The sequence below is a fragment of the Roseateles sp. GW821-FHT09H10 genome, assembly GCF_059415865.1.
Window position 1 is genome coordinate 330,333 of sequence record NZ_JBWKOB010000003.1, and the last position, 26,994, is coordinate 357,326.

A 26,994-nucleotide genomic window follows, 5' to 3' on the forward strand; every position below is an offset into this window, starting at 1 on the left:
GTGCCGGCTGACACGACCGGGACGGCGGGCAAGTTCAGAACTTGTGTTCCCAATTCAGCGCATACCACGCCACGGGCTTGCGCTCGTTGAGCACGAAGTCCTGCAGATTGGTGTAGGTCACGCGCGTGCCCTGCTTGGGCTGGAACAGGCCGTTGACGCTGAGGCGCACGCTGTCCTGCTTGCTGACCTGCATGGCCGCGAAAGCGTCCAGCGAGCGCGAGGGCATGCTTTCCTGGGCCTGCAGCGCGCTCTGCTGCACATTGAACTTGGGCGCGATCTGGGCGCTGAAGCCCATGTTGATGGGCAGGCTCTTCATGCGGTAGTCGGCGCCGAAGTTGAACTGCCAGGGCTGCTGGCCTTCCAGGCGGTTGTCGGGGCCGGGAATGTCGCTGACCTTGGAGCGGTAGAGGTTCAGCGAGGCGCGCAGGGACAGCGCCGTCGTCGGCTCGAACAGGCTGGGGAAGAGCTCGCCGGCGCGGCCCTTGATCTCCAGCTCCAGGCCCTGCGTCGTCGCCTTGCTGAGGTTGATCTGGGTGATGACCCAGCGCTGGGTCGGCGCCCAGGCCACCGTCTGCAGGCGCGGCTGGTCGGTGCGGATCAGGTTGGTGATGCGGCGGTGGAAGACACCCACCGACACCATGCCGCCGGCCGGCAGATAGCTTTCATAGGCCACGTCCAGGCCGGTCGCCAGTTCAGGCTTCAGGCTCGGGTTGCCGGTGCGGTCGGGCGTGGTGCGGGTGTTGCCCACGGCCAGCGGCTCGGTCGTGTTGATGGAGGGGCGGTTGATGAGCTGCTGCACATCGGGCGCCTTGTAGCTGCGCGTCAGGCTGGCGCGCACCAGGTCGCGGCCCTTGGGGTCGGGCTTGAAGTTCAGGTGCAGCAGCGGCGTCGTGACCTTGCTGGTGCTCTGGAAGTCGCTGCTGCCGACGCTGCCGCTGCCTTCGCTCTCGGTCTTGATCTGCTCGTGGCGCACGCCGAAATAGGCCGACCACTGCTTGTTGATCTCCCACTCGTCCTGGCCGTAGATGGCCGTGCGCGTCAGCGTGGCGTTGAAGGGCTGGCCTTCGATGCCGGGCAGCAGCTCGACACCGTTCTCCACCGTGCGGCGGTTCTCGTCGCGCACGCGGCGCTCGATCTCGGAGCCCACGGTGACGGTATGGGCCTCGCCGGCGTACTGGCTGTACTTGCCGGCCAGCGTCGTCTGACGGTTGCGGTTCTTGCCGGTCGTGTTGCGCACGATGGGCGTGGCGCCGTTGCGGCCGTCGAAGTTGAAGTCGAAATCCGCGCCGCCCGAGCCGGTGCCTGCGCGCAGCTCGATGCGGCGGTCCTCGGTGAAGCGGTTGTTGTATTGCAGGTTGAGGCGGTTGGCCGAGAAGGTGCCCTTGTTGCGCGTCGTCTCGTTGATGGTGCGCGGCGTGTAGAGCGGATCGTTGTCCGGCAGCCTGGTGACGGTGTTGGCGCCCTCGTTGCGGAACTGGTTGTTGACGAAGAAGCCCTGCAGGGTCAGCGTCTCGTCATCGCCCAGCTTCCAGTTCAGGCGCGGCGACAGATTGAAGCCGCGGCCATGGGCGCGATCCCAGCCCTCGTTGCTGACGTGCTGGCGCAACTGCAGCGGCGGCGCCGGCGTGGCATTGGTCAGGCGCTCGCCGTTCAGCTCGTTCCTGAAGTTCCACTGGTAGACCGAGACGGGGATGACGAAGCCCATGCCGCCGAGAGCCCGGTCGCCATAGGTGAAGCCGGCGTTGATGACGGGCTTCTCGCTGGCATAGGCCACGCCCAGGCGCAGGTCCTTCTGCACGACGCGGGGGGCGTCCTTCAGGATGATGTTCAGCGTGCCGGCGATGGCCTGGGCGCTCTGGTCGGCCGTCGGGGCCTTGGTGACCTCCAGGCGCTCGACCTGGGCCGGATTGAGGTTGTCCAGGCTGAAGCCCGGGGGCGCCGGCTCGCCGTTGACGAGGATCTGGGTGTAGGCGCCGCCCAGGCCGCGCATGCGCAGCTGGCCGCCGGAGACGTTGATGCCCGGCAGGCGCTTGAGCACGTCCGACAGCTGGGTGTCGCCGTACTTGTCCAGCTCCTCGCGGCCATACAGCTGCTTGGCCACGGGTTCGCGGCGGCGCATGTCGGTGTCCGTGTTCTGGCGCGAGACGGACACCCGCTCGAGCTGGTTGCCCTGGGGCGTGGGCGAATTGTTCGAGGCGCGGTCGACCTCCTGCTGGGCGAGGGCCAGTGCAGGGCTGAGCAGAAGCAGCGAGGCGAGGGCGTGGGTTTTCAAGGAGAACTCCGAGGGGAAGACAGCGGCGCGCACCATATCGGCGGCGCCTGGGGAATGCACCCGTGTTGCGACCAGTTGCAATTTCCGGGGCACCAATCGACGCCGGCCGGTGCGGGCCGCGATGTTGGCAGCCCGATGTGTCGATGACGAAGGTCAGCCCGGGTCAGCGCTTGAGCTTGGCGAAAGCCGCGGCCATGGCATTGCCACCGCTGGGCTGGGCATCGCGCGAAGCGCCGCCCTGGCGCTCGTTGCGGGCCGCCGGGCGGAAGGCGTTGTCCGGCTTCGGGCCGCCTTTGCCTCCGTGTGAGGCCTGGGCATCCAGCTTCATCGTCAGGGAAATGCGCTGGCGGGCCAGGTCGACCTCCAGCACCTTGACCTTGACGATGTCGCCCGTCTTGACCACCTCGCGGGCGTCGTTGACGAACTTGTTGCTCAGCTGGCTGACGTGGATCAGCCCATCCTGGTGCACGCCGAGGTCGACAAAGGCGCCGAACTGGGCGACGTTGCTCACCGTGCCTTCCAGCAGCATGCCGGGCTGCAGGTCCTTGACGTCCTCGACGCCGTCGTTGAAGCGGGCCACCTTGAAGTCCGGGCGCGGGTCGCGGCCGGGCTTCTCCAGTTCTGCCAGCACGTCCTTGACGGTGATGAGGCCGAACTTCTCATCGGCGAGCAGTTCAGGCTTCAGCGTGCGCAGCACTTCGCTGCGGCCGACGATCTCGTCGGCGGTGCGCTTGAGCTGGGCCAGGGCCTTCTCCACCAGCGGATAGGTCTCGGGGTGGACGCCGCTGAAATCCAGCGGGTTGTCGCCACCGCGGATGCGCAGGAAGCCGGCCGACTGCTCGAAGGTCTTGGGGCCCAGGCCGCTCACGTCCAGCAGCTGCTGGCGGTTCTTGAAGGCGCCGTTGGCATCGCGCCAGCGCACGATGCTGCTGGCGACCGAGGCCGACAGGCCCGACACGCGGGCCAGCAGGGCCTGGGAGGCGGTGTTCAGGTCCACGCCCACCTTGTTCACGCAGTCCTCGACGACGGCATCCAGCGCGCGGGCCATCTCGCTCTGGTTGACGTCGTGCTGGTACTGGCCGACGCCGATGCTCTTGGGATCGATCTTGACCAGCTCGGCCAGCGGGTCCTGCAGGCGGCGGGCGATGGACACGGCGCCGCGCAGGCTGACGTCGAGGTCGGGCAGCTCCTTGGAGGCGAACTCCGAGGCTGAGTACACCGAGGCGCCGGCCTCGCTGACGACGACGCGCTCGATCTTCACGTTGGCGTCCAGGGCCTGCAGCTTCTTGATGAGCTCGCCGGCCAGCTTGTCGGTCTCGCGGCTGGCGGTGCCGTTGCCGATGGCGATCAGGTTGACGCCATGCGTGGCGCAGAGCTTGGCCAGCGTGTGCAGCGAGCCGTCCCAGTCGCGCTTAGGCTCGTGGGGGTAGACGGTGGACGTATCCAGCACGCGGCCGGTGTCGGACACCACGGCCACCTTCACGCCGGTGCGGATGCCCGGGTCCAGCCCCATGACGACGCGCTTGCCGGCGGGCGCGGCCAGCAGCAGGTCGCGCAGGTTCTCGGCAAAGACCTTGATGGCGGTGGCTTCGGCAGACTCCCGAAGACGCGCAAACAGATCGCGCTCCAGGCTCAGCGACAGCTTGACCTTCCAGGTCCAGGCCACCGTCTTGCGGATCAGTTCGTCGGCCGGGCGGTTGGCATGGCGCCAGCCCAGGTGGGAGGCGATGCGGCCCTCGGCGAGGCCGGGCTTGCCGGCCACGGGTTCCTCGTCCAGCACCAGCTTGGCGTCCAGCAGCTCCTGGGTGCGGCCGCGAAAGACGGCCAGGGCGCGGTGCGAGGGCACGGTCTTGATGGACTCGGCGTAGTCGAAGTAGTCGCGGAACTTGGCGTTGTCTGGCGTGTCGGGGCTCTTGCCGTCCATCAGCTTGGACTGGAACAGGGCTTCTTCCCACAGCCACTCGCGCAGCTTGCCCACCAGCACGGCGTCCTCGGCCCAGCGCTCGGACAGCAGGTCGCGCACGCCGTCGAGCACGGCGAAGGCATCGGCAAAGCCGCCCTCGGCATTGATGAACTTCGCCGCCTCGTCCATGGGTACCAGGGCCGGGTTGGCGAAGAGCTGATCGGCCAGCGGCTCCAGGCCGGCTTCGCGGGCGATCAGGCCCTTGGTGCGGCGCTTGACCTTGTAGGGCAGGTAGAGGTCTTCCAGCTCCTGCTTGGTCGGCGCGGCGTGGATGGCGGCTGCCAATTCGGGCGTCAGCTTGCCCTGCTCGGCAATGCTCTTGAGCACCGCCTCGCGGCGCTCGGCCAGTTCGCGCAGATAGGCCAGGCGGGCGTCCAGCTCGCGCAGCTGGATGTCGTCGAGGCCGTCGGTGGCCTCCTTGCGGTAGCGGGCGATGAAGGGCACGGTGGCCCCGCCATCCAGCAGCTCGACGGCGGCCAGCACCTGGGCGGGCCTGACCTTCAGTTCGGCGGCAATCTGGGAAACGATCAGCTTGTTGTCCAACACGGGCTCTGGGAATACGGCGAAAAGCCCTCGATTTTGCCAGGGCTCAGCGACCGGTCGGGCCCTGGCGCCAGCGCTCCTGGATGGAGCGTGCCAAGCCGTTGGCCTGGATGATCTTCATGCCCTCGTCGAAGGCCGCCAGTGCCTGGCGGCCCTCGGGATGGTGACGCGAGAAGGTCGTGTAGATGCCGAAATAGCTCAGCGCGCCGACGACCTTGAGCCCGCCGGCCAGTTCGGGGTGCTGTTGCAGCATCAGCCGCGTGTTGGCGTCAGGCGCCAGCGTGTAGCGGGCGCGGCCGCGCAGCAGCAGCTGGAAGTTGGCCTCGTCGCGGCTGGTGGTGACGCGCTGGATGCGCGGATTGGCGTCGAACTCGCTGCCGTATTCATAGCCGCGCGTCACGGCGACCTGCTGGCCCTCGAGGTCGCGCACATGCAGGGGCCGGCCGCTGTGCGGGTCATCGGCGCGGGCATAGATCAGGAAGCGCTCGTTGAACATGGGCCGCGCCGGCCACAGGTAGTCGGCCTCGATCAGGGCGGTGCGCGTGGTGTTGAAGCAGGCCACCAGGGCGCCGCTGCGCGTCTGCGCCATGCAGCGGGCATAGGGCAGCAGGTCGAACTCGGCCACGATGCCCACGGCCGCGTAGGCCGCCATGACCAGGTCCACCGTCATGCCCTGGGCACGGCCGCCGCGTTCGCCGGAGTAGGGATACCAGTCGTTCTCGGCGCCGATGACGACGCGCGTCAGCCGGGCGGGGCCCTGGGCCGACGCGGCTTGGCACAGCAGGCTGAGGCCGGGGAGAAGCAACAGGTCGCGCCGGCGCATGGCGGGTCTCGGGAGGTGCGGGGACAGGCAGGAATTTCAGTCTAGGGGCGGGCGCGCGGCCGCCCCTGGCAAGGTTGCCGGGTTTCGTGATTTCTGCGGGTTACCGAGGGTTTGCCAGGGCGGGGGCCTCAATACAGTCCGCCGCGCAGTACCGACAGATCACACATGACAGGAGACAAGGATGCGGAAGATTTTTTCTCGCCGGTTTCTGATGGTTCTCGGTATCGCCTTCGCGGCCGGGACTGCGTTGGCGACCAACTATTCGCTGTGGATCAATGGCCGCACCGGCGGCGGCGTGGCGGGCAACTACGCCGACTTCACCTACTGGGGCCCGGCCGGCACGGCCGCCGGCGTCAACAAGAAGGCGGTCAACTGGGACGGCTACAGCCATGTCTCGGACAAGAACTACCTGGTGCGCAACGCGCTGGACTGCTACTGCACCGGCACCAACTGGTGCTACATCGCCGTGCACAGTGCCGGCAATCTGCAGATCGGCTACACGCTGGCCATGTATGGCGGCAGCTCGCGCTACAAGAAGAACGCGACGCCCGGCGGCGACGGCTCCTGCGCCAACAGCGACGGCACGACCCAGACCGGCTGGAACATCAAATGGGTGGACGTGGCCGCCGGCGCGGCGGGCGGCAGCGAACTGGCCAACGCAGGGGACTGGGCGCTCTCCGAGCCGCTGGTGGCCGACCTGAAGACGGCCACGGCCCGTGCCATGTACGACCACAACAACACGCGCGGCAAGATCTTCTACCTGTGGGCCGGCGCCAAGGGCACGCTGTATTCCGGTGTGCTGCCGGGCCAGGACGACGAGGCCATTGCCTACCACTCGTCGGGCGGCATCTCAGGCAGCGGTGGCGGCAGCTATTGCAACCCCAGCGACTGGCTCTGCAACGACCTGACCCTGGGCACGGCGGCGGCCGAGGGCGGCAAGGCCAAGTGGACCAACCACACGGTCGTCTTCCGTGACGACGCCGAGGCCTACAACCACTACACCAATGGCAACTGGCAGGGCACGGTGGGGCTGGCGCGCTCCGACATGGTCACCTACGCCAAGTGAAGCGCGGGTTCTGGCTGGCCGGCGCCGCGCTGGCCGGCCTGATCGCCTGGTGGGCCTGGCCGCGTGCCGCGGCCCTGCCCGAGGTCCAGGCCGCGGTGCCGGCGCGCAGCCATCTGGCGCTGCCTGCTGCGGCGCCGGGCGCTGCCTCGCGTCCGCAGGGTTCGCCCTTCACCGAGGCGGCCCTGCGCGAGCGTTCGGCGCAGCGCGACCAGCTGCTGCAACGCCTGGAGCGCGCCAGGCTGACGCTGGCCACCTACCGCGAGCAGACCCGCTACCCGCACGAGTCGCGGCCTATTGACCAGCATCCCGACCAGGTCCACCCCTTCGCGCCCATCCAGGAAAGCCTGCCGCTGCGCTTTCCCGGCAGCAAGGGCGCCATCGCGGGCGTGCGCATCCTGACGACGCAGGACCGCGTCTTCATGAGCGGTGACGAGGTCGTCAAGGTCAGCGTGACGGCCCAGGACGATGCCGGCAAGACCCTGCCTTTGCTGATCACGCGCGCCGTCGCCTTCGACCTGCCCGACCCGCGCCAGGCCGCCGGCCGCCCCCAGCTGGCCCTGGCCTTCACGGGCAGCGAGGGCGTCTACAGCGGCGAATTGCAGCCCTCGCGCACGGCCTTCGCGGACTTTGCTGGCACGCTGCGCCTGCAGCTGACGCTGAGCCAGGACGGCCGCCAGGGCGTCGTCAACTTCGATGTCGTCTACCAGCCGGGGGTGCCAGCGGAGTGGGGCGGCATCACCGAGCGCTTGGCCGAAGGCTCGCTGGACTTTCTCGTCGGCCTCAACGTCAAGCTGGCCGGCCGCTATGTCGTCAACGCGCGGGTCGACGATGCCAAGGGCCAGCCCTTCGCTCTGGTCAGCTTCAACGAGGAGCTGGGCCCGGGTGCGCAGACGGCGCGGCTGCGCGTCTTCGGCAAGCTGCTGCGCGACGGCGCTCCGGCCATGCCGCTGAGGCTGCGTGACATGCAGGGCTTTCTGCTGATGGAGGATCGTTTCCCGGATCGCGCCATGCTGGCGCGGCGCGAGGGCGTCGTCCACAAGAGCGCCAGCTATGCCTTGAAGTCCTTCTCGGACGCCGAATGGACGAGCGAGGAGCGCGACCGCTACCTGGCCGAGCTGGGCAAGGACGTCAGCCAGCTGGAGGCGCAAGTCGGCCCTAAGCGGCCTTGAGTCGCGCGGCGGCCACATCGCGCACCGGCGGCCGGCCGAACAGCCGGCCGTATTCGCGGGTGAACTGCGGCACGCTCTCGTAGCCCACGGCATAGGCCGCACTGCTGGCGTTGGCGCCTTCGGCCAGCATCAGCCGGCGCGCCTCGATGAGGCGCAGATTCTTCAGGAACTGCAGCGGCGACAGCGAGGTCGTCGCGCGGAAATGGCGGTGGAAGGCCGAAGCGCTCATGCCGGCCACCTCGGCCAGCTCTTCCACGGCCCAGGCGCGCGAGAACTCCGCGCGCAGCCGGGCCACGGTGCGGGCGATGCGCTCGGCGTGGCCTCCCGGCCAGCCGAGCTGGCGGATGGCCGCGCCATGGCGGCCGGCCAGCAGCCAGTAATGCAGCTCGCGCAGCAGCGAGGCCTGCAGCACCGGCAGGGCCTCGGGCCGCTGCAGCAGGCGCAGCAGCCGCAGCGCGGCATCGGCCACCTCGGCATCGGTGGGCAGCATGCGCAGCGGCAGGATGTGTTCGGCGCGGGCGGCCCGCATCTGCGGCGCCAGCTCGGCGATGACGGCCGCGTCCAGTTCCAGCGCCAGCGAGTAATAGGGTGCCGCCAGCGTGGCCCGCATGACCTGGCTGATGGTTGGTACGTCGGCGGTGATCAGCAGCGACTGGCCGGCCGACAGGTCGAGCACCTGCGATCCCATCGTGACCTGTTTGCGGCCTTGCAGCGTGATGGCCACCAACGGCCGCGAGATGGCATGGACGATGTCGCTGGGCGCGGTGGCCCGCACCGTGGTCAGGCCGGGGATGGATGTACGGGCGATGCCGTGGACGTCGGCATGGGCGTCGGCGTGGCGCCGGACAGCATCGAGCAAGTCGTTCATGGCGGCAAGCCTAGCGCCTTGCATGCGGCTGATGCCAGTGGCGGCAGGATCAGGCAAGGAACAGGAAGCTTCCGGCAACCAGGCCGAGGCGCCGGATTCGAGCATGGAGGCCTGTTTCAACCGGAGCCTTCCATGACCACCACCATCAGCCTCATCACCGGCGCCAGCCGCGGCCTCGGCCGCAACACCGCCCTCGCCATCGCCCGCCGCGGCGGCGATGTCATCGTCACCTACCAGAGCCGGGCCGACGCGGCGGAGAGCCTCGTCGCCGAGATTCGCGCGCTGGGCCGCAAGGCCGTCGCCTTGCCGCTGGATGTCGGCCAGGTTGGCAGCTTCGCAGCCTTCGCCGAGCGGCTGCGCGCCGCGCTGCGCGACACCTGGGGCCGCGAGCGCTTCGACCACCTCGTCAACAACGCCGGCCATGGCGACTACGCCTTGATCGCCGACACGACCGAGGCCCAGTTCGACGGCCTCGTCAATGTGCATTTCAAGGGCGTGTTCTTCCTGACCCAGGCCCTGCTGCCGCTGATTGAGGATGGTGGCCGCATCGTCAACCTGTCTTCCGGCCTGACGCGCATGTCCTTCGCCGGCTATGCCGCCTATGCGGCCGTCAAGGGCGCGGTCGAGGTGCTGACCGTCTATCTCGCCAAGGAGCTGGGCGCTCGCGGCATTGCCGTCAACACGGTGGCGCCGGGCGCCATCGAGACCGATTTCGGCGGCGGCGCGGTGCGCGACAAGCCCGAGGTCAATGAACTCTTCGCTGGCATGACGGCCCTGGGTCGCGCTGGCGTCCCGGATGACATCGGCCCCATGGTGGCCAGCCTGCTGGGGGCCGACAACCGCTGGGTCAACGCCCAGCGCATCGAGGTCTCAGGCGGCCAGGCGATCTAGCAGGCCCTGGGCGGCCGCGCGGCCGCTGGCCATGCTGGCGGTCAGCAGATAGCCGCCGGTCGGGGCTTCCCAGTCCAGCATCTCGCCGGCACAGAAGACACCGGGCAGGGCTTTCAGCATCAGGCCCTCGGTCAGCGCCTCGAAGCGCACACCGCCGGCGGTGCTGATGGCCTCGGCCACCGGCCGCGCGGCGTGCAGGCTCAGCGGCAGATGCTTCAGCGCCGCCGCCAGCGTGGCGGAGTCCAGCATCTGCTCGCGGGTCAGCAGCTCGTGCAGCAGGCCCATCTTCAAGGGGCTGAGGTGCAGGCGGCTCTTCAGATGCGACGACAGCGAACGGCTGCCGCGCGGGTGCTTCACTTCGGCAAGCACGCGTTCGGGCGTCAGCTGGGGCAGCAGGTCCAGATGCAGGCTGGCGCTGCCGCCGCTGGCGATCTGGTCTCGCAGCGCGCTGCTGGCCGCGTAGACCAGCGAGCCCTCGATGCCGGTGGCCGTGATGACGAATTCGCCGGGGCGGCTGGCAAAGCCTGAGGTGGCCAGTGCCACGGGCTTGACTGGCTGGCCGGCGAACTCGCTGGCGAAGCGTTCGCTCCAGCCGGGGCCGCTCGCATGTGCGGCGGTCGCGCCGACGTCGAAGCCGCAATTGGCCGGCTGCAGCGGCGCGATGTCCACGCCGCGATCGGCCAGCCAGGGCGCCCAGGCGCCGTCGGAGCCGAGTTGGGGCCAGGAGGCGCCACCGAGGGCCAGCAGCGTGGCCTTGGGGGTTGCGAGGCGCTCGCCCTCCGGCGTCTCGAAGCGCAGCGCGCCATCCGCGCTCCACCCCGTCCAGCGATGGCGCATCGCGAACCTGACGCCGGCGGCGCGCAGGCGCTGCAGCCAGGCGCGCAGCAGCGGCGCGGCCTTCAGGTCGGTGGGGAAGACGCGGCCCGAGGTGCCGACGAAGGTCTGCACGCCGAGTCCCGCGGCCCAGGTGCGCAGGGCATCGGCATCAAAGCCGCGCAGCAGCGGCTCGATCTGGGCAGCGCGCTGGCCGAAGCGGCCGACAAAGGGCTCGAAGGGCTCGGAGTGGGTCAGGTTGAGGCCGCCCTTGCCGGCCAGCAGGAATTTGCGGCCGACGCTGGGCTTGGCATCGAAGACGGTGACGCTGTGGCCGGCCTGGGCCAGCACTTCAGCCGCCATCAGGCCGGCGGGGCCGCCGCCGACGATGGCGATCTCGGCCGTGAGAACTTCTTTGGGTTGCATGCCCGATTCTAGGAACCGGTGCCTGCGGCGAAGGATCAGGCTGCCGCCGGCTTCGCCTCGCCCTGTGCCAGGGCGTTGTTGCCCCAGCACTGCTCGTACTTCCAGCCGGTCAGTTCCTCCGCCACGGCGCGGGCTTCGGCCGGGGCGTCGGCGATACGGCCGCCGGCCTTGATGCGGGCGATTTCGGCCAGCAGCACGGCGTGGTTCTTGCGGTCCAGCTTCATCTGGTAGGTGTAGTAGACGCCGCCCAGGCCCAGACCGATCACGCCCAGCGTGAAGATGCCGATGATGGCGTTGACGGCCGTGTCCGGCTGGGTGGCCTGGCCGGACAGGAAGCCGAACTGGCCGAGCAGCCAACCCATCGCGAAGACGATGGCCGAGCGGGTGATCTTGCCGGCGAAGGTCATGGCGCCGGCATAGATGCCTTCGCGCCGCCGGCCGGTCAGCACCTCGTCGACATCGGCCAGGAAGGTGTAGACCGTCCAGGGGATGTAGTAGACGCCGCCGGTGCCCAGGCCGAACACGGCCGTGATGGCGAAGAGGGCGATGACGGTCGTCTCCTTGGACCAGCCCAGATAGAACAGCCCGGCATAGGCCAGCACGCTGCCGCAGACGACGAGCAGCGCGATGCGATAGGGCCGCGCGAAACCGAACTTGATGCACAGGCCGATGAAGGCCATCGTCGATATCAGCTGCATCACCGAGCTGAAACTGTTCAGATAACCCACCGTGGCTTTGTCCTGCCCGATGCAGAAAATGATGAAGTAGGTGAATATCGACGCGAACAGCCATTCCGCGCCGAAACCCAGCAGATACATGCCCAGGTGCTTGCGGAAAATCTTCAGGTGGAAGGTGGACAGCATGTCCAGGCAGAGTTTCTTCAGCGCCTGGAACAGGCTGCCGGCGCGCTCCTGCACCACTTCGTGAGCGGGCCGCTCCCAGGAGGTGAAGTACAGCGCGGCCATGGCCGCGCACATGATGCCGGCATAGATGACGCCGGTCAGCAGGAAGGGCGTGGCCGATTCCTTGCTGTAGATCAGGAAGAGCTGGGCCGGGATGAAGGCCGCCAGGAAGTTGGCCGCCTTGCCGAACATGGCCTTGGAACCCGTCAGCTTGGAGCGCACCGCGAAATCGTCGGTCATCTCCGTAGCCAGGGTTTCATACGGCACCATGATCATCGTGTACACCAGCTCGAACAGGATGTACATGCCCAGGTAATACCAGAACCCGAAACCCTCCACCCACATCAGCGGATACAGCAGCACCGCGGGAATGCCGACCAGGATGAAAAACCGCCGGCGCCCGAATCTGCGGCCCAGGCGCGTGTTGTAGAAGTTGTCGCTGATATAGCCGATGACGGGATTGCTGATGGCGTCGATGATGTTGGCCACGGCGAAGATCGTGGCCGCCTCGACCACCGTGAGGCCGCAGAACGTCGTGTAGAAATAGAGCAGCCAGGCCGATGCGATGGCCAGGGCGCCGCTGCCCAGCAGGTTGGCACTGCCGTAGGCCAGCGTGTGCTTCATCGTGATCGGTCTGCCCATGGTGCCCCGCTTCTTTAATAAATGGAATTGTGTTCCATTTTTTGCGGCCTGTTGTTCCGTGGGAACCCTGGGCGGCCTGCTCGTTGTCACGGCGGCGCTGGGAGGCGAGCAGGATGTTGGGCCGGCGCACTCCCGTGCGCGCGGCCGGCGGGGCTGACGCGTGGGTCAGGCCCCGCGGCGCGGGTTCAGTCCGCGCGCAGCTTGGCCTTCAGTGCAGCGCCGATCTCGGGCCGGTCGGCGAAGGGATCGGTCGGGTTGCGCAGCAGCATGACGTCCTCCAGCCGCGTCTGCACGCCGGCCAAGGCCTGCGGGTGGCTGAAGATGTAGAACTTGTTGTGATCGATGGCGTCGAACACCATGGCGGCCACATCGGCGGCGGTCAGCTTGCCCGAAGACACGGCCTTGTCGGTCTGGGCCTGGGAGATCAGCTGGCTCTTGGTGGGCTTGGCCGCGACGAACTCGCCCGGGCGGTTGCGGTGGCTCTGGCTGATGCCGGTGGGCACGAAGAAGGGGCAGAGCACCGAGGCGTGGACCTGGTCGGTCACGAGCGACAGGTCCTGATAGAGCGTCTCGGACAGCGAAACCACCGCATGCTTGGACACGTTGTAGACGCCCATATTGGGCGGGTTCAGCATCCCGGCCATGGAGGCGGTGTTGACGATATGGCCCGAGTAGGCCGGGTCGGCCTTGGCGGCGGCCAGCATCATCGGCGTGAACAGGCGAACGCCGTGCACCACGCCCATCACGTTGACGCCCATGACCCACTCCCAGTCGCTGAGGGCGTTCTCCCAGATCAGGCCGCCCGAGCCGACGCCGGCGTTGTTGAAGACGAAGTGGGGCGCGCCGAAGCGCTCCTGCACGGCAGCGGCCAGTGCTTCCATCTGATCGGCCTTGGCCACGTCGACGACGCGGGCCAGCACCTCGACGTCCTTGAATTCCGAGGCTGCCTTGTCCAGCGCATCGGCCTGCACGTCGACGAGAACGAGGTTCATGCCGCGCTGCGCGGCGAGGCGTGCGGTTTCCAGGCCGAAGCCGGAGCCGGCGCCGGTGATGACAGCGGTTTGTTTCTTGGTGCTCATTGGGTTGTCTCCTTGCGCATCTCTTGGTGGGCGATGCCGTCTTCCATGTATTGCTCGCCGACGGGAGCGAAGCCGAAACCGGCGTAGAAGCGTTCCAGGTGGGCCTGGGCGTGCAGCGTGATCGGGTGACGCGGCCACAGGCGCTCGCATTGCGCCAAGGCCTCGGCCATCAAAAGTCGGCCGGTTCCACCGCCGCGCGCGGCGGGCGCGGTGACGACGCGGCCGATGAGGGCGTCGGCCGCCTTCAGGCCCGGCGGGATCAGGCGCAGATAGGCCTGCAGCCGGCCATCATCGCCACGGCCCAGCAGATGCCAGGTCTGGCGGTCCAGGCCGTCGATGTCGAGGAAGACGCAGTTCTGCTCGACGACGAAGACCTCGGAGCGCAGGGCCAGCAGGTCGTAGAGCTGATCGGTCGTCAGCTCCTTGAACGGGACACAAGTCCAGCGCATCAGACGAGCTTGACGAGCTGCTTGCCGAAATTGCGGCCCTTGAGCAGGCCCATGAAGGCCTCGGGGGCGCTGGCGATGCCCTCAGACACCGATTCGCGGAACTTGAGCTTGCCGGCGGCGACCATGCCGCCCAGTTCCTTCAGCGCCTCGGGCCAGACTTCCATGTGCTCCGACACGATGAAGCCCTCGACTTTCATGCGGTTGGTCAGGATGAGCTGGGGGTAGGTCAGCGGGATGGGCTCGCCGTTGTAGCCGGAAATCATGCCGCACATGGCGATGCGGCTGAAGGCATTGGCGCGCAGCAGCACGGCGTCCAGGATCATGCCGCCGACGTTCTCGAAATAGCCGTCGATGCCGCTCGGGCACTCGGCCTTCAGCGCGGCGGAGAGCGACTTCACATCGGCGTGCTGCTTGTAGTCGATGCAGGCGTCAAAGCCCAGTTCCTCGACGACATAACGGCATTTGTCGGCGCCACCCGCGAGGCCGACCGCGCGGGCGCCGCGCGCCTTGGCGAGCTGGCCGACCACCGAGCCGACCGCACCGCTGGCGGCGCTGACGACGACGGTCTCGCCAGCCTTCACGTGGATGATCTTCATCAGCCCATACCAGGCCGTCACGCCGGGCATGCCGACCGAGCCGAGGTAGGCGGAGAGGGGGATGTGGGTGGTGTCGACCTTGCTCAGCACGCCGCGCTGGGTGGCGTCCACGGTCTGGTATTCCTGCCAGCCGCCCATGCCGACGACCTTGTCGCCGACGGCGAAGTTGGCGTTCTTCGACTCGACCACTTCACCGACGGTGCCGCCGATCATGACCTCGTCGATCGCCTGCGAGGCCGCATAGCTCTTGCTGTCGTTCATGCGGCCGCGCATGTACGGGTCCAGGCTCAGGTAGTGGTTGCGCACGCGCACCTGGCCGTCGGCCAGAGGCGCCAGGGCGGCCTCGACGAGGCGGAAGTTGTCGGGCGTGACCTCGCCCTTGGGGCGGGAGGCGAGGACGATCTGGCGATTGACTTGGCTCATGGGGGCTGTCGGTTGACACGAACAGCCTTCATTGAAGCATTGAGCCCCCAGCCCCTGCGTCCCTGGGGCGACAGCCTTCTAGGGGTGCCGACTCAGGCGATCGGATAGCTGGTGCAGCCCAGCTTCTCGGAGATGTCGCGGCTGGCGTTCTGCAGCATCTTGACCACCTCGGGCGCCTTCTCGACATCGAAGCGGAAGGTGGGGAAGGACACGCTCATGCCGGCGATGGGCTGGCCCAGGCGGTCGAAGATGGGCACGCCCAGGCAGCGGATGTGGTCGTCGAATTCCTCGCGGTCCTCGCCGAAGCCCTGCTTCTTGACCTGCTCCAGCTCGGCCAGGAAGGCCGGGCGGGTGACGATGGTCTTGTCGCGGAAGCGCTTGAACTCGGCGCCGTCCAGGATGCGGTCGCGGCGCTCGGGATGCTCCCAGGCCATCAGCACCTTGCCGATGGCCGTGCAGTGCAGCGGCGCGCGGCGGCCGATGCGCGAGTACATGCCCAGCATGTGGCGCGAGTCGACCTTGTGGATGTAGATGATCTCGCTGTCGATGAGGCTGCCCAGGTGGACGGTCTCGCCGGTGGCGTCGGCCAGCATCTGCATGTGGTGCTTGGCCAGGTCGACGAGCTCGGGCGAGGGCAGGGCCTTGGCGCCGATCTCGAACATGCGCATGGCCAGGCCGTAGCGCTCGCTGTCGGCCTCCTGGCGCACATAGCCCAGGCCCTTCATCGTCTGCAGGAAGCGGTAGACCGTGGCCTTGGGCATGGCCAGGCGCACCGAGAGGTCGGTGATACCGATGTCACTGCGCTCGCCCAGGGCATTCAGGATGGCGAACACCTTGAGCACCGCGGCAACCGACTCCGGCTGCTTTGAATCACCAATGTCTTCATCCATCGTTTCGATTCTTTCGGGTGCGTGTTTCAAGGGTGGATTCTGACTCAGCCGCGCCGCGGCCCGGCGCCGGCGCGGATTTGCTCAGCAAGACGATCGGGTTGGGCGGGGCGCAGTGCCCCTGCGTCATAGGACTCGTCGGGGCGCCAGCCGACGTCGGCGGACAGGGTTTCGCCGGGGTGGGCGGCCTGCCAGGCCTGCAGCAGATTGACGGGCCGGCCGTTGAGCCGGCTGTCGCGCTCGGTGATGGCCGTGCCCTTGAGACGGCGGATCAGCTGGCCCGGCGCGACGCCCGCGGGCAGCTCCCAGCGGTTGTGCTCGCTGAACAGGCGCGAGCGCAGGCCCACGCCCAGGGAGTAGCCGACATCCTCGGCCTGGTCGGCGCTGAAGAGGTTGCTGGCCACATGCACGCGGCCGAACCGCACGCGCGGCGTGCGCTCCTTGCAGGCGTGGAAATGGTTGTGATGCAGGGTTACGCGCAGCTTGCCCTCGTCGGTCGTGCGGGTGTCGCTGTTGCCGATCAGCATGGTCTTGTCGTGAGCCTGGAAGCGGCACCAGGACACGGTGACCAGGTCGCTGCCGTTGGTGATGTCAAGCAGGCCGTCGTGATGCTGCACGCGCTGGCCCAGGCGGATGGGCTCCAGCTTGTCGGGATGCTGGCCGTCGTCGAACAGGCAGTGGTCCACCCAGACGCGCTCGGCGCCGCGCAGCGACAGGGCGTCGTACTCGGAGTTCCACTCGCCATGCACGTTGTCGCGCGGTTCCCAGGCGGGGAAGTGGTCGTAGGCGTCGGAAAAGCGCAGGTCGCGGATGATGATGTTGCTGACACCGTCCAGCAGCACCATGCCGTGCTGGAAGCCCGCGCCGGGCGCCGCGCCCAGCAGCGTCGTGTTGGACGGCAGGCGCAGGATGGACACGGCCGCCTGGCGCTGCTCTGAGCGCTTGCGCGCGTCCTCCAATGGGCCCTTGGGGTCGTCGCGGCCCCAGGTGGCGGGATCAAACGCGCGGTCGAAGGCGTCGAAGCTGAACTCGGGGTCGCGGAAGGCCTCGACGCCGCCGGGGCAGAGGTCGATGAAGGCGTGGATGCGGATGATCTTGGGGCTATCGCCCAGGCGCAGTGCGGCATCCAGGCCGGCGCGGTCACGCACATCGAAGACATGCTCCGGCCTGGCGCCGGCGCCGCCGGTGGTCTTGCCGACGCTGGCCCAGCCCAGGGGCGATTCGATCGCTGCAGGCGAAGTGGTGGCGCAGCCGCCGAGCACAGGAAGGCCGGCGAGCGCGAGGACATGGCGACGGTGCAGGGTCATGGTCGGTTGTTGAATTCGCTGAGGCGGTGGGTGGCCGCGTTGAAAGGCCGGCGCGAGGTGCTGGCGTTCCAGGGGCCGACATGGGCGCCGATCTCGCTGTCGCGCACGATGGCCATGCCGTTGGGGCTGCTGCCGGCTTGCCAGGTGCCGGCCTTCACGCCGGCGTCCCAGGCGCGGCCCAGAGATGTGGCGCCGGGCGCAATGCCGGGCTCGCCGACGAGGCGGCTGTGCGTGACGAGGAAACCCTGGGCCACATCAGGCGCCGTGCTGGGCGCCAGGACGATGCCGCCGTGGCCGGGCGTGCGGCGGTTGGCTCGGGTCAGGATGGTCGAGTGCTCGATGACCAGCGTCGCATTGCCGAAGATGAAGTCGACGTCGCCGGCGATGAGGCTGTGGCGGATCAGCTGGCGGGCCGGCTTGTCGGGCGCTGCACGCTTGACGTAGAGGGTGTCCTGGTGGCCGAGCAGGCGCACGTTGCCGAGCTGGATGCGGTCGCCGGTGAGCGTCAGCGCCACGGCCTGGGCACCGCCGCTTTCGCCGACGCCGCTCGGGTAGGCCTCGCCACGGCGCACGCCATCCATCGCGTCGTTGGCGATGGTCAGCGAGATGAGCTGCACGTCGTTGCTCTGCACGAGCACGCTGGTGCTGCCGCTGGTGCCGATGGTGGTCTTGCCGAGCTCCGGCCAACAGGGGTGGGCGGCCTCTTGCTCAGCCTTGGGCTTGCCGGAGAAGCGGTTGTCGACCAGCACGACGGCCGCGGCGTCCAGCGGCGAACCGACGAGGGCGAGGGAGGCCTTGTCCTGGATGCAGAGCGGCCCGCGGTAGGTGCCGGCCTGGATGTGGATGACCCAGCGCTTGCTGCCGTCCTTGCCTTCAGCGGGCACTTTGTCGATGGCGGCCTGAACGGACTCTCCCGGCTTCACGATGAAATCGGGCGCGGCCGCGCTCAGATCGGCCAGCGCTGCAGGCTTCCAGTCGCCGAGATAGGCCGCCGTCGTGTGCTGCGCCGCCTGCTGTGGCGTGAGCTGGGGGCGCTCCTGGGCCTGACTGAGGCCGGCGACCAGCAGCAGGGCGGCCAGCGCGAGCTTCACAGATCGGCCAGGTAGAGGGCCGGCTCGACGCCGCTGGCGCTCTCCTTGTCGCAGCTGAACAGCACCTGCTTGTTGTCCGGCGTGAAGCTGGGATGCGGATGCGTGACCTGGCGATCGTCCTTGTAGACGTCCCATCCGCTGTCGTGGCGGGCGATGGGGCGTGTCGTGCCGGCCTTCAGGTCGAAGAGATGCAGATAGGGGTCGCCGACCAGCATCGCGTTGCTGGCGGTGCTGTCGTGGCTGACCTTGCCCACGCCATCGCCGACGATCAGCGTGCCGTCGTAGTTGCTCATCAGGTGCGAGCACTGCGGCATGGCGGTCAGCAGCTTGTTCTCCAGCGTGACGGGGTCCAGGCTGTAGATCCAGCGCTCGGGCGACTTCTCGTTGTATGACACATAGATCATGGCGCTGCCGTCTGGCACCCAGAACTCATGGGTGCAGCTCTCGCCGTCGAGATGGGCCTTGCCGCAGCGGCGGTTGGTGCCGTCCTCGTTGATGAACCACATGCGCGCGTCGATGAGATCGTGCGGGCCTTCATGGCAGTAGGCGACGGTGTTGTCGTCGAAGGGCCGGTACTGCGGGTGGCCCAGCCAGCCGCGCTGCTCCAGGATGACGCTGCGCTTGCCGGTGGTCAGGTCCACGCTGAAGAGCCGGCACAGCGGCTTCTTGTGGAACATCTCGTTGAACTTCTGCCAGGTGTTCAGCGGGAACCAGTCGGCGGCCGCGATCTCGATGCCCACTATTTTTGTGCAGGCGCTGTTGCTGACCCAGGTGCCATAGCCCACCCAGTCCTCGGGCACGATGTAGAGGACTTCCTCGCGCAGCGTGGCGAGCTCCAGGCGGATGAACTGGCGCTTGTCGCGCACGAAGTAGAGGTGGCGGTCGTCGGGGCTCAGGAAGCCGCCGAAGGTGTTCTCGCCCGCGCCCTCGGTGAGCTGGATGGCCGTCTGCGTGTCCAGGTCGAGCAGGTGGTAGTTCCAGTTCGGGCTGGGATGGGGGCCGAACTCGCCACCGAAGATCAGTTTGCGGCCATCGTTGGTGAAGCACTTCTGATAGAAGTAGTTGCGATGGCAGGTGACATCGGGCGGCGTCAGCCGCGTGACGCGCGCCCCGGTGTCGGGATCCTCGCGGGTGAGGAATTCAAACTTGCGTTCGGTGGACTTCATGGCGAGGGACGTTATCGGGCCAGCCAGCCGCCGTCGACCGCGATCGTGTAGCCATTGACGTAATCGGAAGCCGGTGAGGCCAGGAACACAACCGGCCCCGCCAAGTCCTCGGGCTTGCCCCAGCGGCCGGCCGGGATGCGATCCAGGATGGCGCTGTTGCGCTGCTCGTCGGCGCGCAGCTGGGCAGTGTTGTTGGTGGCCATATAGCCCGGGGCGATGGCATTCACATTGATGCCATGCGAGGCCCATTCGTTGGCCATCAGGCGGGTGATGCCCATGACGCCGCTCTTGCTGGCGGTGTAGGAGGGCACGCGGATGCCGCCCTGGAAGCTCAGCATCGACGCGATGTTGATGATCTTGCCGCCGGTGCCCTGGGCCATGAAGGCCTTGGCCACGGCCTGGGACAGGAAGAACACCGACTTCAGGTTCAGGTCCATCACGTCGTCCCAGTCGGCCTCGGAGAACTTGATGGCGTCCTCGCGGCGAATGATGCCGGCGTTGTTGACCAGGATGTGCACGGCGCCGTTCAGCGCCTTGGCCTGGGCCACCAGGTCGGGGATGCAGCTGATGTCGCCCAGGTTGGCGCGCAGGTCCAGGAAGCGTCGGCCCAGGGCCTCGACGCCGGCCTTGGTCTCGTCCGGTTCGGAGACGTTGACGCCGACGACGTCGGCCCCCGCCTGCGCGAGCGCCAGCGCCATGCCCTGGCCCAGGCCGGTGTTGCAGCCGGTGACGATGGCCGTCTTGCCGGCCAGGTTGAAGTTGTTGAGCACCATAAGTCGTTGCGTCCGATCAGCGCGGGGAAGGTCGTGGCGAGGCGGTTCATGTTGTTGAAACGCGGTTCCACTTTTTGCGAATGCCACGACTTTAGGCAGGGCGCAAGTGTTGCGGAATCATGGTTTCTAATTAGTGAACCGATGTTCCGATTTTTGCATCTTCCCCCTATCATCGTCTACAAGCGAGACAAGAACGCACAAGTTTGAGCGGTTGTTCTTCACCGAAGAAACGTTGCTTGACCAGCTTTTCCCTCGCCGCGACGACCTTCGTCACGGGGACAGAACCGGCGCACGCACTGCAGCGTTGCCGGCCAGAAATCGACGGGTGCCCTGCGTGCGCCCGGGTTCACAAGCTTTGAATAACCCGAGAGCCCCCGGCGCTGCGGCGCCGAGGTGGCCTTGCACCAGGAGACATCCATGCCCGCATTCCGTCCTTCCCAGCGCCTGACCCTGAGCCCTGTGGCCCTGGCCGTCGCCTTCATGGCCGCCCCCGCGTGGGCCCAGACCGCACCGGCCGCGTCCGCATCGCTCGAGACCGTCACCGTCACCGGCATCCGCGCCTCGCTGGAAAGCGCCCTGAACGCCAAGCGCCAGGACAAGGGCATCGTCGATGTCATCAAGGCCGAGGACATGGGCAAGTTCCCGGACACCAACCTGGCCGAGTCCCTGCAGCGCATCCCCGGCGTGGTGATTGACCGCGACGCCGGCGAAGGCCGCAACATCACCGTGCGCGGCCTGGGCGGCGACTTCGCCCGCACCCGCATCAATGGCATCGAGGCCCTGGCCACCACCGGCGGCACCGACAGCTCCGGCGGCGCCAACCGCACCCGCGCCTTCGACTTCAACGTCTTCGCCGCCGACCTCTTCAACTCGCTGACCGTGCGCAAGAGCAGCTCGGCCGACGTCGACGAAGGGTCACTTGGCGCCACCATCGACCTGCAGACGGCCCGCCCCTTCGACATGAAGAAGTTTGCGGCTGCCGTGTCGGTCAAGGGCACCTACAACGACCTGTCGGGCAAGACCACGCCCAAGGCCTCGTTCCTGATCTCCAACACCTTTGCCGACGGCAAGATCGGCGCGCTGCTGTCGGGCGCCTATTCCAAGCGCAAGACCTTTGAAGAGGGTTTCAGCACCGTGCGCTGGGACAACGGCCCGTCCAGCGGCAACGCCTTCAGTGGCTGGTGCCCGCCGCAGGGCGTGCTGACCAACCTGCCCACCGGCTCCACCGCTACCACCTGCGGCCCGGCCGCCCAGGGCGTGCCGCGCCTGCCCAACACGCCGGAGAACCTGGCCGCCTACAACGAGGCCAGCAAGGCCACCAACTTCCACCCGCGCCTGCCGCGCTATGGCCGCCTGACGCATGACCAGGAGCGACTGGGCATGACCGGCGCCATCCAGGTGCGCCCGTCGGACACCATGCTGCTGACCTTCGACATGCTCTACAGCAAGCTCGAAGCGACGCGCCAGGAAGACTTCCTGGAAGCCATCTCCTTCAGCCGCGCGCTGACGGCCGGCGGCAAGCAGCAGACCAGCGTCGTCGAGGCCCAGTTCGCGCCCAGCGGCCAGTTGCTTTACGGCAAGTTCAACGGCGTGGACATCCGCTCCGAGTCGCGTTTCGACAAGCTCAGCACCGAGTTCAGCCAGCCCTCGATCACGGTGGAACAGGACATCGGCGAGTCCATCAAGCTGACCCTGCGCGGTGGCCGCGCCACGTCCAGGTTCAGGAACCCCATCCAGACCACGACGACGCTGGATGCCCCCAACGTCGATGGCTATGTGTTCGACGCCCGCGGCGATGACCGCGCGCCGCTGCTGGGCTATGGCAATCTCAACCCCAATGATCCCAGCGGCGCGCTGAAGATCTATGGCGTGCCGGTGGGTGCCACCAGCATCGCCAACTTCACGCCCAGCGAGATCCGCATCCGCCCCAATGGCGTGACCAACCGCCAGGACGTGCTGACGGCCGACGTCGCCTGGGAAATCATCCCCGACGCGCTGACCCTGAAGGGCGGCGTCAGCTACAAGCAGTTCAAGTTCACCAGCTACGACTTCCGCCGCTCGACCGAGGCGATGAACACGCTGCCGGCCGGCGTGACCGCGGCCAGTCTGGTGACATCGCTGACGGGCTTCGGCAAGGGCCAGAACCTGCCGAACGGCTCGGTCACGTCCTGGGTCATCCCCAACCTGGACGCCATCGCTGCCGCCTACGACATCTATTGCAACTGCCTGAAGACCGGTACGGCCAACGGCCCGGGCGACTTCACGCTGACCTCCATCACCAACGGCGCCGGCCGGGGCGGCAACCGTGCCATCACCGAGACCGACACCGGGGCCTGGCTGATGGCGGACTTCGAGACCCGCTTGGGCGGTATGGCGGTGCGCGGCAATCTCGGCGCCCGCCATGTCAAGACGGCGGTGTCGGCCACCGGCTACCTCGCCAACAACAGCGCGGTGACGGCCGACCGCGTCTACAAGGACTGGCTGCCCTCCGCCAACGTGGCCGTCAACCTGAGCAAGGACCTGATCGTGCGCGCCGCGGCGGCCAAGGTCATGTCGCGCCCGCCGATGCAGAACCTGAGCCCCGGCGGCACGCTGAACATCCCGGCAGCCACCTACACCGGCGGCAATCCGGCACTGGACCCCTTCCGCGCGACCACGCTGGACCTGAGCGCCGAGTGGTACCACTCCAAGAATGCCTTCATTGGCCTGGGACTGTTCCAGAAGAAGATTGCGAGCTATGTGCTGACGCGGGGCCAGAACGTGCCCTTCAACCAGACCGGTCTGCCCTTGTCGCTGCTGCCGCCCAATTACACCGGCGATGAGGTCTTCCTGGTCAGCGCGCCGGTCAACACCCCGGGGGGCAAGCTCACCGGTTTCGAGGTCAATGTCCAGCAGCCCTTCACCTTCCTGCCGGGCTGGGGCAAGAACTTCGGCCTGCTGGCCAACTTCACGCAGGTCAAGTCCAAGATGGAGTACGTGTTGACGACCGCTGTCAACTCGCCCACCGTCACCGAAGACCTGGTCAATCTGTCGCCGCGCTCCTGGAACCTGTCCGTCTACTACGACGACGGCACCTTCAGCGGCCGCGTGTCCACCTCGGCGCGCTCGGCCTTCCTGACCACCATCCCGGCCGGCAACAACCAGGACGTGGCGGGCAAGAACAAGACCTTCAACGTCGACCTGTCGATGGGCTACCAGGTCAACAAGCAGCTGCAGCTGACGTTTGAGGCGAGCAACCTGACCAACCAGCCCAACGACCAGTTCATCTCTCGCGCGATGGACAACGTGGTGACCAACAACTACACCGGCCGCGAGTTCATCATCGGTGGCCGCTACAAGTTCTGAGCCCATGACGGCCTAGAGAAGCAAAGGGCACGGACCTGCTGTTCGTGCCCTTCCTTGCTTGCGGGACCCTGCAGGTCTCCTGATCCCGAAGAAGAGCTGGCCGCCCTTTGGCGAGCCCGGCCTCACCCCGGAGACATTCATGAAGACCTTCAGGACCCTTGCGGTCGCAGCTGCCGCATGCCTGCTCGCGATCCCCTCCCAGGCGGCGAACACCCTGCCTGCCGGCACCGTGATCACTGGACAGGCCGGCGGCGCCAGCACGACGCTGCTGGGCCTGGACCATGGCTTCGCCCCTGAGGCGGGCAGCAACGTCACGGCTCTGGCCGCCAACGACCTCGAGTTCCTGACGGGTGATGCCGCCATCGGCATCGACTTCTTCAGCGACGGCCGCATCCAGTTCTGGAACAACACCGGCTTTGCCAACCTGGCGGGCAGCTACACGCTGAGCTTCAGCTTCACCGGACTCGGTGCGCCCCTCAGCGGCTTCACGACGCTGGACATGAGTGGCGTGGCCGGCGGCAGCGTCAGCCTGCAGCTGGTCGACACCCAGACCGTCAGCCTGACGCTGAGCAACGTCGGTTTCACCACCGAGTTCGGCAGCTTCACGACGCAGGTGGCTGTCAGCGCCGTGCCCGAGCCGGCCAGCCTGGCCCTGCTGGGCGCCGGCCTGGGCCTGCTGGCCCTGCGCAGGAGGTCGGCATGAAGCGGCTCTGCCTTGCTGCCCTGCTGGCATTCAGCCTGCCGGCCCATGCGCTTGATGCGGCCTTGCAGACGGCCCCCGCCGATGGCTGGGGCGCCGGCACCGTCGGCGGCAGCGCCGCCACGCCCGATCACATCTACACGGTGCACAACCGCGCCGAGCTGCTGAATGCGCTGGCCAACGGCGGCAACGCGGCCAAGATCATCAAGGTGGCCGGCACCATCGACATGACCGAGGGCACGCCCTTCGCGAACACGGCTGACCAGAAGGTGAGGGCGCGCGTGCGCCTGACCAGCAACACCACGCTGATCGGCGAAGGCCCCGGCGCCGGTTTCATCAACGCCTGGCTGGACATCACCAGCGTCAGCCAGGTCATCGTGCGCAACCTGCACATCGTCGCGCCCTGCGACGTCGGCCCCATCTGGGACCCGACGGATGGGGCGCTGGGCAACTGGAACTCGGCCTATGACGCCATCGGCATCGTCACGGCCACCCAGGTCTGGATCGACCGCAACACCATCACCGACGCGCCGGTCACCGACGACACCCTGCCCGTCGAGAACGGCAAGGTGAAGCAATGCCACGACGGCGCCATCGACGTCACCAAGGGTGCCGACCTCATCACCGTCTCCTACAACCTGATCACCCGGCATGACAAGAGCATGCTGATCGGTGGCTCCGACAGCCTGACCAGCGACGCCGGCAAGCTGCGCGTCACCATCGCCAACAACGTCTTCAACGGCGTGACCCAGCGCGTGCCGCGCGTGCGCTTTGGCCAGGTCCACGTCTTCAACAACTACTTCACCGGCAGCAAGGTGGCGAGCCCCTACGCCCACAGCTACAGCGTCGGCGTGGGCAAGGCGAGCAACATCCTGTCCCACGCCAACGTCTTCGCCGTCGACGGCGCGGCGGGTTGCGACAGCGTCGTCGTCTACGCCAGCTCCGACCACAGCGGCGTCTTTCAGGACAGCGGCTCCACCGTCAACGGCGCGGCCCTCGGCGCCTGCGGTGTCGCGTCCGGCGCGGCCTTCACGCCAGGCTATGCCTACAAGCCGCGGCCGGCGGCTCTGGTGAAGGCCAACAACCTGGCGCTCGCGGGCGCCGGAAAGATCAGCACGCAGATCAGCGGCAGCGGCAATGTCAGCGAGGTCGGCGGCACCAAGTCTCCGGCCGCCAATGAGACCAATGTCCACACCGACACGCGGCTGGCCCTGAGCTTTGACGCGCCGCCCACGGTCGGCACGGCGGGCAAGGTCAATGTCTACCGCGTCAGTGATGACGTGCTGGTGGACAGCATCGATGTCAGCAGCGCGCCCTCGGCCAGCGACACCCAGACCGTGCTGGCCCGCAGCAACCTCGAGATCGATGCGCTGGGCCAGGGCGCCATGCCCGATGGCGCGACGTTTGCGCGCTATGTCTGGTATCGCCCGGTGAGCGTCAACGGCGCCAAGGCCGCCATCAAGCTGCACAGCAACAAGCTGGACTTCGGCACGGCCTATTACGTGACGGTGGATGCCACGGTGCTGAGCGGCACGATCAGGGGCGCCGCCTTTGCCGGGATAGCCAAGGCCGACGGCTGGAAGTTCACGACCCGCGCCGCGCCGGCCAGCTTCACCAGCATCAACGTCGATGACGGCGGCACGACGGCCGACTTCCGCACGCTGCAGGGCGCGCTGAACTGGGTCATGAAGCACTGCTCGACCAACAGCCCGGCCGCCAATGGTTGCAACACCGTCGCCACGGCCAAGACCATCCATCTGGCCAACGGCAGCTACCCCGAGCTCAACATCCTGCGCAAGGTGTCCAACCTGACGGTGGTCGGCGAGAGCCGCGACGGCGTGGTGGTGGGCGATGTCAACTTCGAGTCGCTGAACTCGGGCAGCGGCGCCAGCAGCGCGTCCGCCGGCACGGCGCTCAGCACCTCGGGCAAGACGGTCGGCCATCGGGTGCTCGGCGGCGGCCGCGCGGCCTGGCTCGTCGAGACCTCCGACCTGCTGTCGCTGCAGAACTTCACGCTGCAGAACCCCCATGTGCGCAGCACCAGCTGGGACAACCAGGCCGAGGCGGTCTACTTCAACACCAGCACGACGGCCGCCGCGGCCCGCTTCGTCGCGAAGCAGATGAACTTCCTGAGCCAGCAGGACACCCTGCAGCTCAAGGGCTACAACTGGATCTACCAGTCCCTGGTCGCCGGCAACGTCGACTTCATCTGGGGCAGCGTGATGGCCAGCCTGTTCGAGGAGAGCGAAATCCGCTCGGTGCCCGACACGGCCAGCAGTTCGCCAGGCTACATCCTGCAGTCGCGCGCCACGGCCGGCGACAAGGGCTTTGTCTTCCTGAACAGCCGCCTCACGGCCGACGCCGGCGTGAGCCAGGCCTATCTCGCCCGCAGCGGCGGCACGACGTCAACGACCTACGTCGACAACATCGCCTTCATCAACACCCGCATCGGCCCGCACATCCTGCCGGTGGGCTGGTGCGTGGGCACGGGCACCAGCAAGACCGGCGTGGGCACGGGCAGCTGCAGCAGCAACCCGCCGTCCTGGGCCGGCACGGCCGACGGCGGCACGACCGACACGGCGGGCTGGCGCGAGTTCGGCAGCCTGGACCTGAACGGCGCGCCGCTGGACGTCAGCGCGCGGCTGGGCGTGGCCTCGGTCAAGGTCAACAACGTCGCGACCAACCTGCCGCTGGCCAAGCAGCTCGGCTCGCCCGCCGGCCTGACGACCCGCGCCGAGATCTTCCAGAACTCGACGATCGCCACCGGCGCGCCCGGCGGCTGGGCACCCGCGCCCTGATC

General features: G+C 67.7%; 20 protein-coding genes. 6 read left to right on the forward strand and 14 right to left on the reverse strand.

All coding sequences use genetic code 11. From position 1 onward, the window contains the following. Positions 1-34: 34 nt before the first annotated feature. The 3 genes from AC07OY_RS17085 to AC07OY_RS17095 form a co-directional block, all read right to left on the reverse strand. Positions 35-2,272 (reverse strand): TonB-dependent receptor plug domain-containing protein, encoded by a 2,238-nt coding sequence (locus AC07OY_RS17085; protein WP_495043804.1) that lies wholly within the window; start codon positions 2,270-2,272, stop codon positions 35-37. Positions 2,273-2,435: 163 nt separating this feature from the next. Continuing rightward, complete coding sequence (locus AC07OY_RS17090) at positions 2,436-4,781, reverse strand: Tex family protein (protein WP_495043805.1); 2,346 nt, start codon at positions 4,779-4,781, stop codon at positions 2,436-2,438. 43 nt (positions 4,782-4,824) lie between these two features. Continuing rightward, positions 4,825-5,601: a substrate-binding periplasmic protein gene (locus tag AC07OY_RS17095; RefSeq protein WP_495043806.1), complete on the reverse strand. Its 777-nt coding sequence runs from the start codon at positions 5,599-5,601 to the stop codon at positions 4,825-4,827. A 211-nt stretch (positions 5,602-5,812) separates the two neighbouring features. Between AC07OY_RS17095 and AC07OY_RS17100 the strand changes: the two genes are divergently transcribed. Both AC07OY_RS17100 and AC07OY_RS17105 read left to right on the forward strand, forming a co-directional pair. Next, positions 5,813-6,667, forward strand: a complete 855-nt coding sequence (locus tag AC07OY_RS17100; protein WP_495043807.1) for a hypothetical protein — start codon at positions 5,813-5,815, stop codon at positions 6,665-6,667. Further along, positions 6,664-7,836 carry a hypothetical protein gene (locus tag AC07OY_RS17105; protein ID WP_495043808.1) on the forward strand — a complete coding sequence of 391 codons (1,173 nt, stop codon included), beginning with the start codon at positions 6,664-6,666 and terminating at the stop codon, positions 7,834-7,836. Before AC07OY_RS17100 ends, AC07OY_RS17105 begins: the two co-directional genes overlap by 4 nt. Here AC07OY_RS17105 and AC07OY_RS17110 read toward each other — a convergent pair. Further along, positions 7,823-8,704, reverse strand: coding sequence for an AraC family transcriptional regulator (locus AC07OY_RS17110; RefSeq protein ID WP_495043809.1), 882 nt, complete (start codon positions 8,702-8,704; stop codon positions 7,823-7,825). The two genes, AC07OY_RS17105 and AC07OY_RS17110, sit on opposite strands and share 14 nt — an antisense overlap. Before the next feature lie 132 nt (positions 8,705-8,836). Here AC07OY_RS17110 and AC07OY_RS17115 point away from each other — a divergent pair, with 132 nt between their 5' ends. Continuing rightward, positions 8,837-9,595: an SDR family NAD(P)-dependent oxidoreductase gene (locus AC07OY_RS17115; protein WP_495043810.1), complete on the forward strand. Its 759-nt coding sequence runs from the start codon at positions 8,837-8,839 to the stop codon at positions 9,593-9,595. Here the strand turns inward: AC07OY_RS17115 and AC07OY_RS17120 are convergent. From AC07OY_RS17120 to kduD, 10 genes are all read right to left on the reverse strand, one after another. After that, entirely contained in the window at positions 9,575-10,834 is a 1,260-nt protein-coding gene (locus AC07OY_RS17120) for a BaiN/RdsA family NAD(P)/FAD-dependent oxidoreductase (protein ID WP_495043811.1), read from the reverse strand. The genes AC07OY_RS17115 and AC07OY_RS17120 overlap by 21 nt on opposite strands. A 35-nt stretch (positions 10,835-10,869) precedes the next feature. After that, positions 10,870-12,378 (reverse strand): MFS transporter, encoded by a 1,509-nt coding sequence (locus tag AC07OY_RS17125; RefSeq protein ID WP_495043812.1) that lies wholly within the window; start codon positions 12,376-12,378, stop codon positions 10,870-10,872. Positions 12,379-12,563: 185 nt separating this feature from the next. Then, positions 12,564-13,457, reverse strand: coding sequence for an SDR family oxidoreductase (locus AC07OY_RS17130; protein WP_495043813.1), 894 nt, complete (start codon positions 13,455-13,457; stop codon positions 12,564-12,566). After that, positions 13,454-13,906, reverse strand: a complete 453-nt coding sequence (locus AC07OY_RS17135; RefSeq protein ID WP_495043814.1) for a GNAT family N-acetyltransferase — start codon at positions 13,904-13,906, stop codon at positions 13,454-13,456. The genes AC07OY_RS17130 and AC07OY_RS17135 overlap by 4 nt, the downstream gene beginning before the upstream one ends. Then, entirely contained in the window at positions 13,906-14,925 is a 1,020-nt protein-coding gene (locus AC07OY_RS17140; protein WP_495043815.1) for an NADP-dependent oxidoreductase, read from the reverse strand. The genes AC07OY_RS17135 and AC07OY_RS17140 overlap by 1 nt, the downstream gene beginning before the upstream one ends. 92 nt (positions 14,926-15,017) lie before the next feature. Then, the gene (gene kdgR / locus AC07OY_RS17145; RefSeq protein ID WP_495043816.1) at positions 15,018-15,815 is read right to left on the reverse strand and encodes a DNA-binding transcriptional regulator KdgR; all 798 of its coding nucleotides are present in this window, start codon (positions 15,813-15,815) and stop codon (positions 15,018-15,020) included. 44 nt (positions 15,816-15,859) lie between these two features. Beyond that, positions 15,860-17,119: a pectate lyase family protein gene (locus AC07OY_RS17150; RefSeq protein WP_495043817.1), complete on the reverse strand. Its 1,260-nt coding sequence runs from the start codon at positions 17,117-17,119 to the stop codon at positions 15,860-15,862. After that, entirely contained in the window at positions 17,116-18,210 is a 1,095-nt protein-coding gene (locus AC07OY_RS17155) for a pectinesterase family protein (protein ID WP_495043818.1), read from the reverse strand. Before AC07OY_RS17155 ends, AC07OY_RS17150 begins: the two co-directional genes overlap by 4 nt. Next, on the reverse strand, positions 18,207-19,376 hold the full coding sequence (locus AC07OY_RS17160) for an oligogalacturonate lyase family protein (protein ID WP_495043819.1): 1,170 nt from the start codon (positions 19,374-19,376) through the stop codon (positions 18,207-18,209). The genes AC07OY_RS17155 and AC07OY_RS17160 overlap by 4 nt, the downstream gene beginning before the upstream one ends. Positions 19,377-19,387: 11 nt before the next feature. Next, complete coding sequence (kduD, locus tag AC07OY_RS17165) at positions 19,388-20,149, reverse strand: 2-dehydro-3-deoxy-D-gluconate 5-dehydrogenase KduD (RefSeq protein WP_495043820.1); 762 nt, start codon at positions 20,147-20,149, stop codon at positions 19,388-19,390. A 417-nt stretch (positions 20,150-20,566) separates the two neighbouring features. Between kduD and AC07OY_RS17170 the strand changes: the two genes are divergently transcribed. The 3 genes from AC07OY_RS17170 to AC07OY_RS17180 all read left to right on the forward strand — a co-directional run bounded on the left by AC07OY_RS17170 (position 20,567) and on the right by AC07OY_RS17180 (position 26,992). Next, positions 20,567-23,494 carry a TonB-dependent receptor gene (locus tag AC07OY_RS17170; RefSeq protein ID WP_495043821.1) on the forward strand — a complete coding sequence of 976 codons (2,928 nt, stop codon included), beginning with the start codon at positions 20,567-20,569 and terminating at the stop codon, positions 23,492-23,494. A 139-nt stretch (positions 23,495-23,633) separates the two neighbouring features. Beyond that, complete coding sequence (locus AC07OY_RS17175; protein WP_495043822.1) at positions 23,634-24,197, forward strand: PEP-CTERM sorting domain-containing protein; 564 nt, start codon at positions 23,634-23,636, stop codon at positions 24,195-24,197. Continuing rightward, positions 24,194-26,992: a pectate lyase family protein gene (locus AC07OY_RS17180; RefSeq protein ID WP_495043823.1), complete on the forward strand. Its 2,799-nt coding sequence runs from the start codon at positions 24,194-24,196 to the stop codon at positions 26,990-26,992. The genes AC07OY_RS17175 and AC07OY_RS17180 overlap by 4 nt, the downstream gene beginning before the upstream one ends. Positions 26,993-26,994: the final 2 nt, after the last annotated feature.

Coding starts and splice junctions, on each gene's coding strand:
- AC07OY_RS17095 (WP_495043806.1), bottom strand. CDS start 5,601: ATGCGCCGGCGCGACCTGTTGCTTCTCCCCGGCCTCAGCCTGCTGTGC.
- AC07OY_RS17100 (WP_495043807.1), top strand. CDS start 5,813: ATGGTTCTCGGTATCGCCTTCGCGGCCGGGACTGCGTTGGCGACCAAC.
- AC07OY_RS17110 (WP_495043809.1), bottom strand. CDS start 8,704: ATGAACGACTTGCTCGATGCTGTCCGGCGCCACGCCGACGCCCATGCC.
- AC07OY_RS17115 (WP_495043810.1), top strand. CDS start 8,837: ATGACCACCACCATCAGCCTCATCACCGGCGCCAGCCGCGGCCTCGGC.
- AC07OY_RS17120 (WP_495043811.1), bottom strand. CDS start 10,834: ATGCAACCCAAAGAAGTTCTCACGGCCGAGATCGCCATCGTCGGCGGC.
- AC07OY_RS17125 (WP_495043812.1), bottom strand. CDS start 12,378: ATGGGCAGACCGATCACGATGAAGCACACGCTGGCCTACGGCAGTGCC.
- AC07OY_RS17130 (WP_495043813.1), bottom strand. CDS start 13,457: ATGAGCACCAAGAAACAAACCGCTGTCATCACCGGCGCCGGCTCCGGC.
- AC07OY_RS17135 (WP_495043814.1), bottom strand. CDS start 13,906: ATGCGCTGGACTTGTGTCCCGTTCAAGGAGCTGACGACCGATCAGCTC.
- AC07OY_RS17140 (WP_495043815.1), bottom strand. CDS start 14,925: ATGAGCCAAGTCAATCGCCAGATCGTCCTCGCCTCCCGCCCCAAGGGC.
- kdgR (WP_495043816.1), bottom strand. CDS start 15,815: ATGGATGAAGACATTGGTGATTCAAAGCAGCCGGAGTCGGTTGCCGCG.
- AC07OY_RS17150 (WP_495043817.1), bottom strand. CDS start 17,119: ATGACCCTGCACCGTCGCCATGTCCTCGCGCTCGCCGGCCTTCCTGTG.
- AC07OY_RS17160 (WP_495043819.1), bottom strand. CDS start 19,376: ATGAAGTCCACCGAACGCAAGTTTGAATTCCTCACCCGCGAGGATCCC.
- kduD (WP_495043820.1), bottom strand. CDS start 20,149: ATGGTGCTCAACAACTTCAACCTGGCCGGCAAGACGGCCATCGTCACC.
- AC07OY_RS17170 (WP_495043821.1), top strand. CDS start 20,567: ATGCCCGCATTCCGTCCTTCCCAGCGCCTGACCCTGAGCCCTGTGGCC.
- AC07OY_RS17175 (WP_495043822.1), top strand. CDS start 23,634: ATGAAGACCTTCAGGACCCTTGCGGTCGCAGCTGCCGCATGCCTGCTC.
- AC07OY_RS17180 (WP_495043823.1), top strand. CDS start 24,194: ATGAAGCGGCTCTGCCTTGCTGCCCTGCTGGCATTCAGCCTGCCGGCC.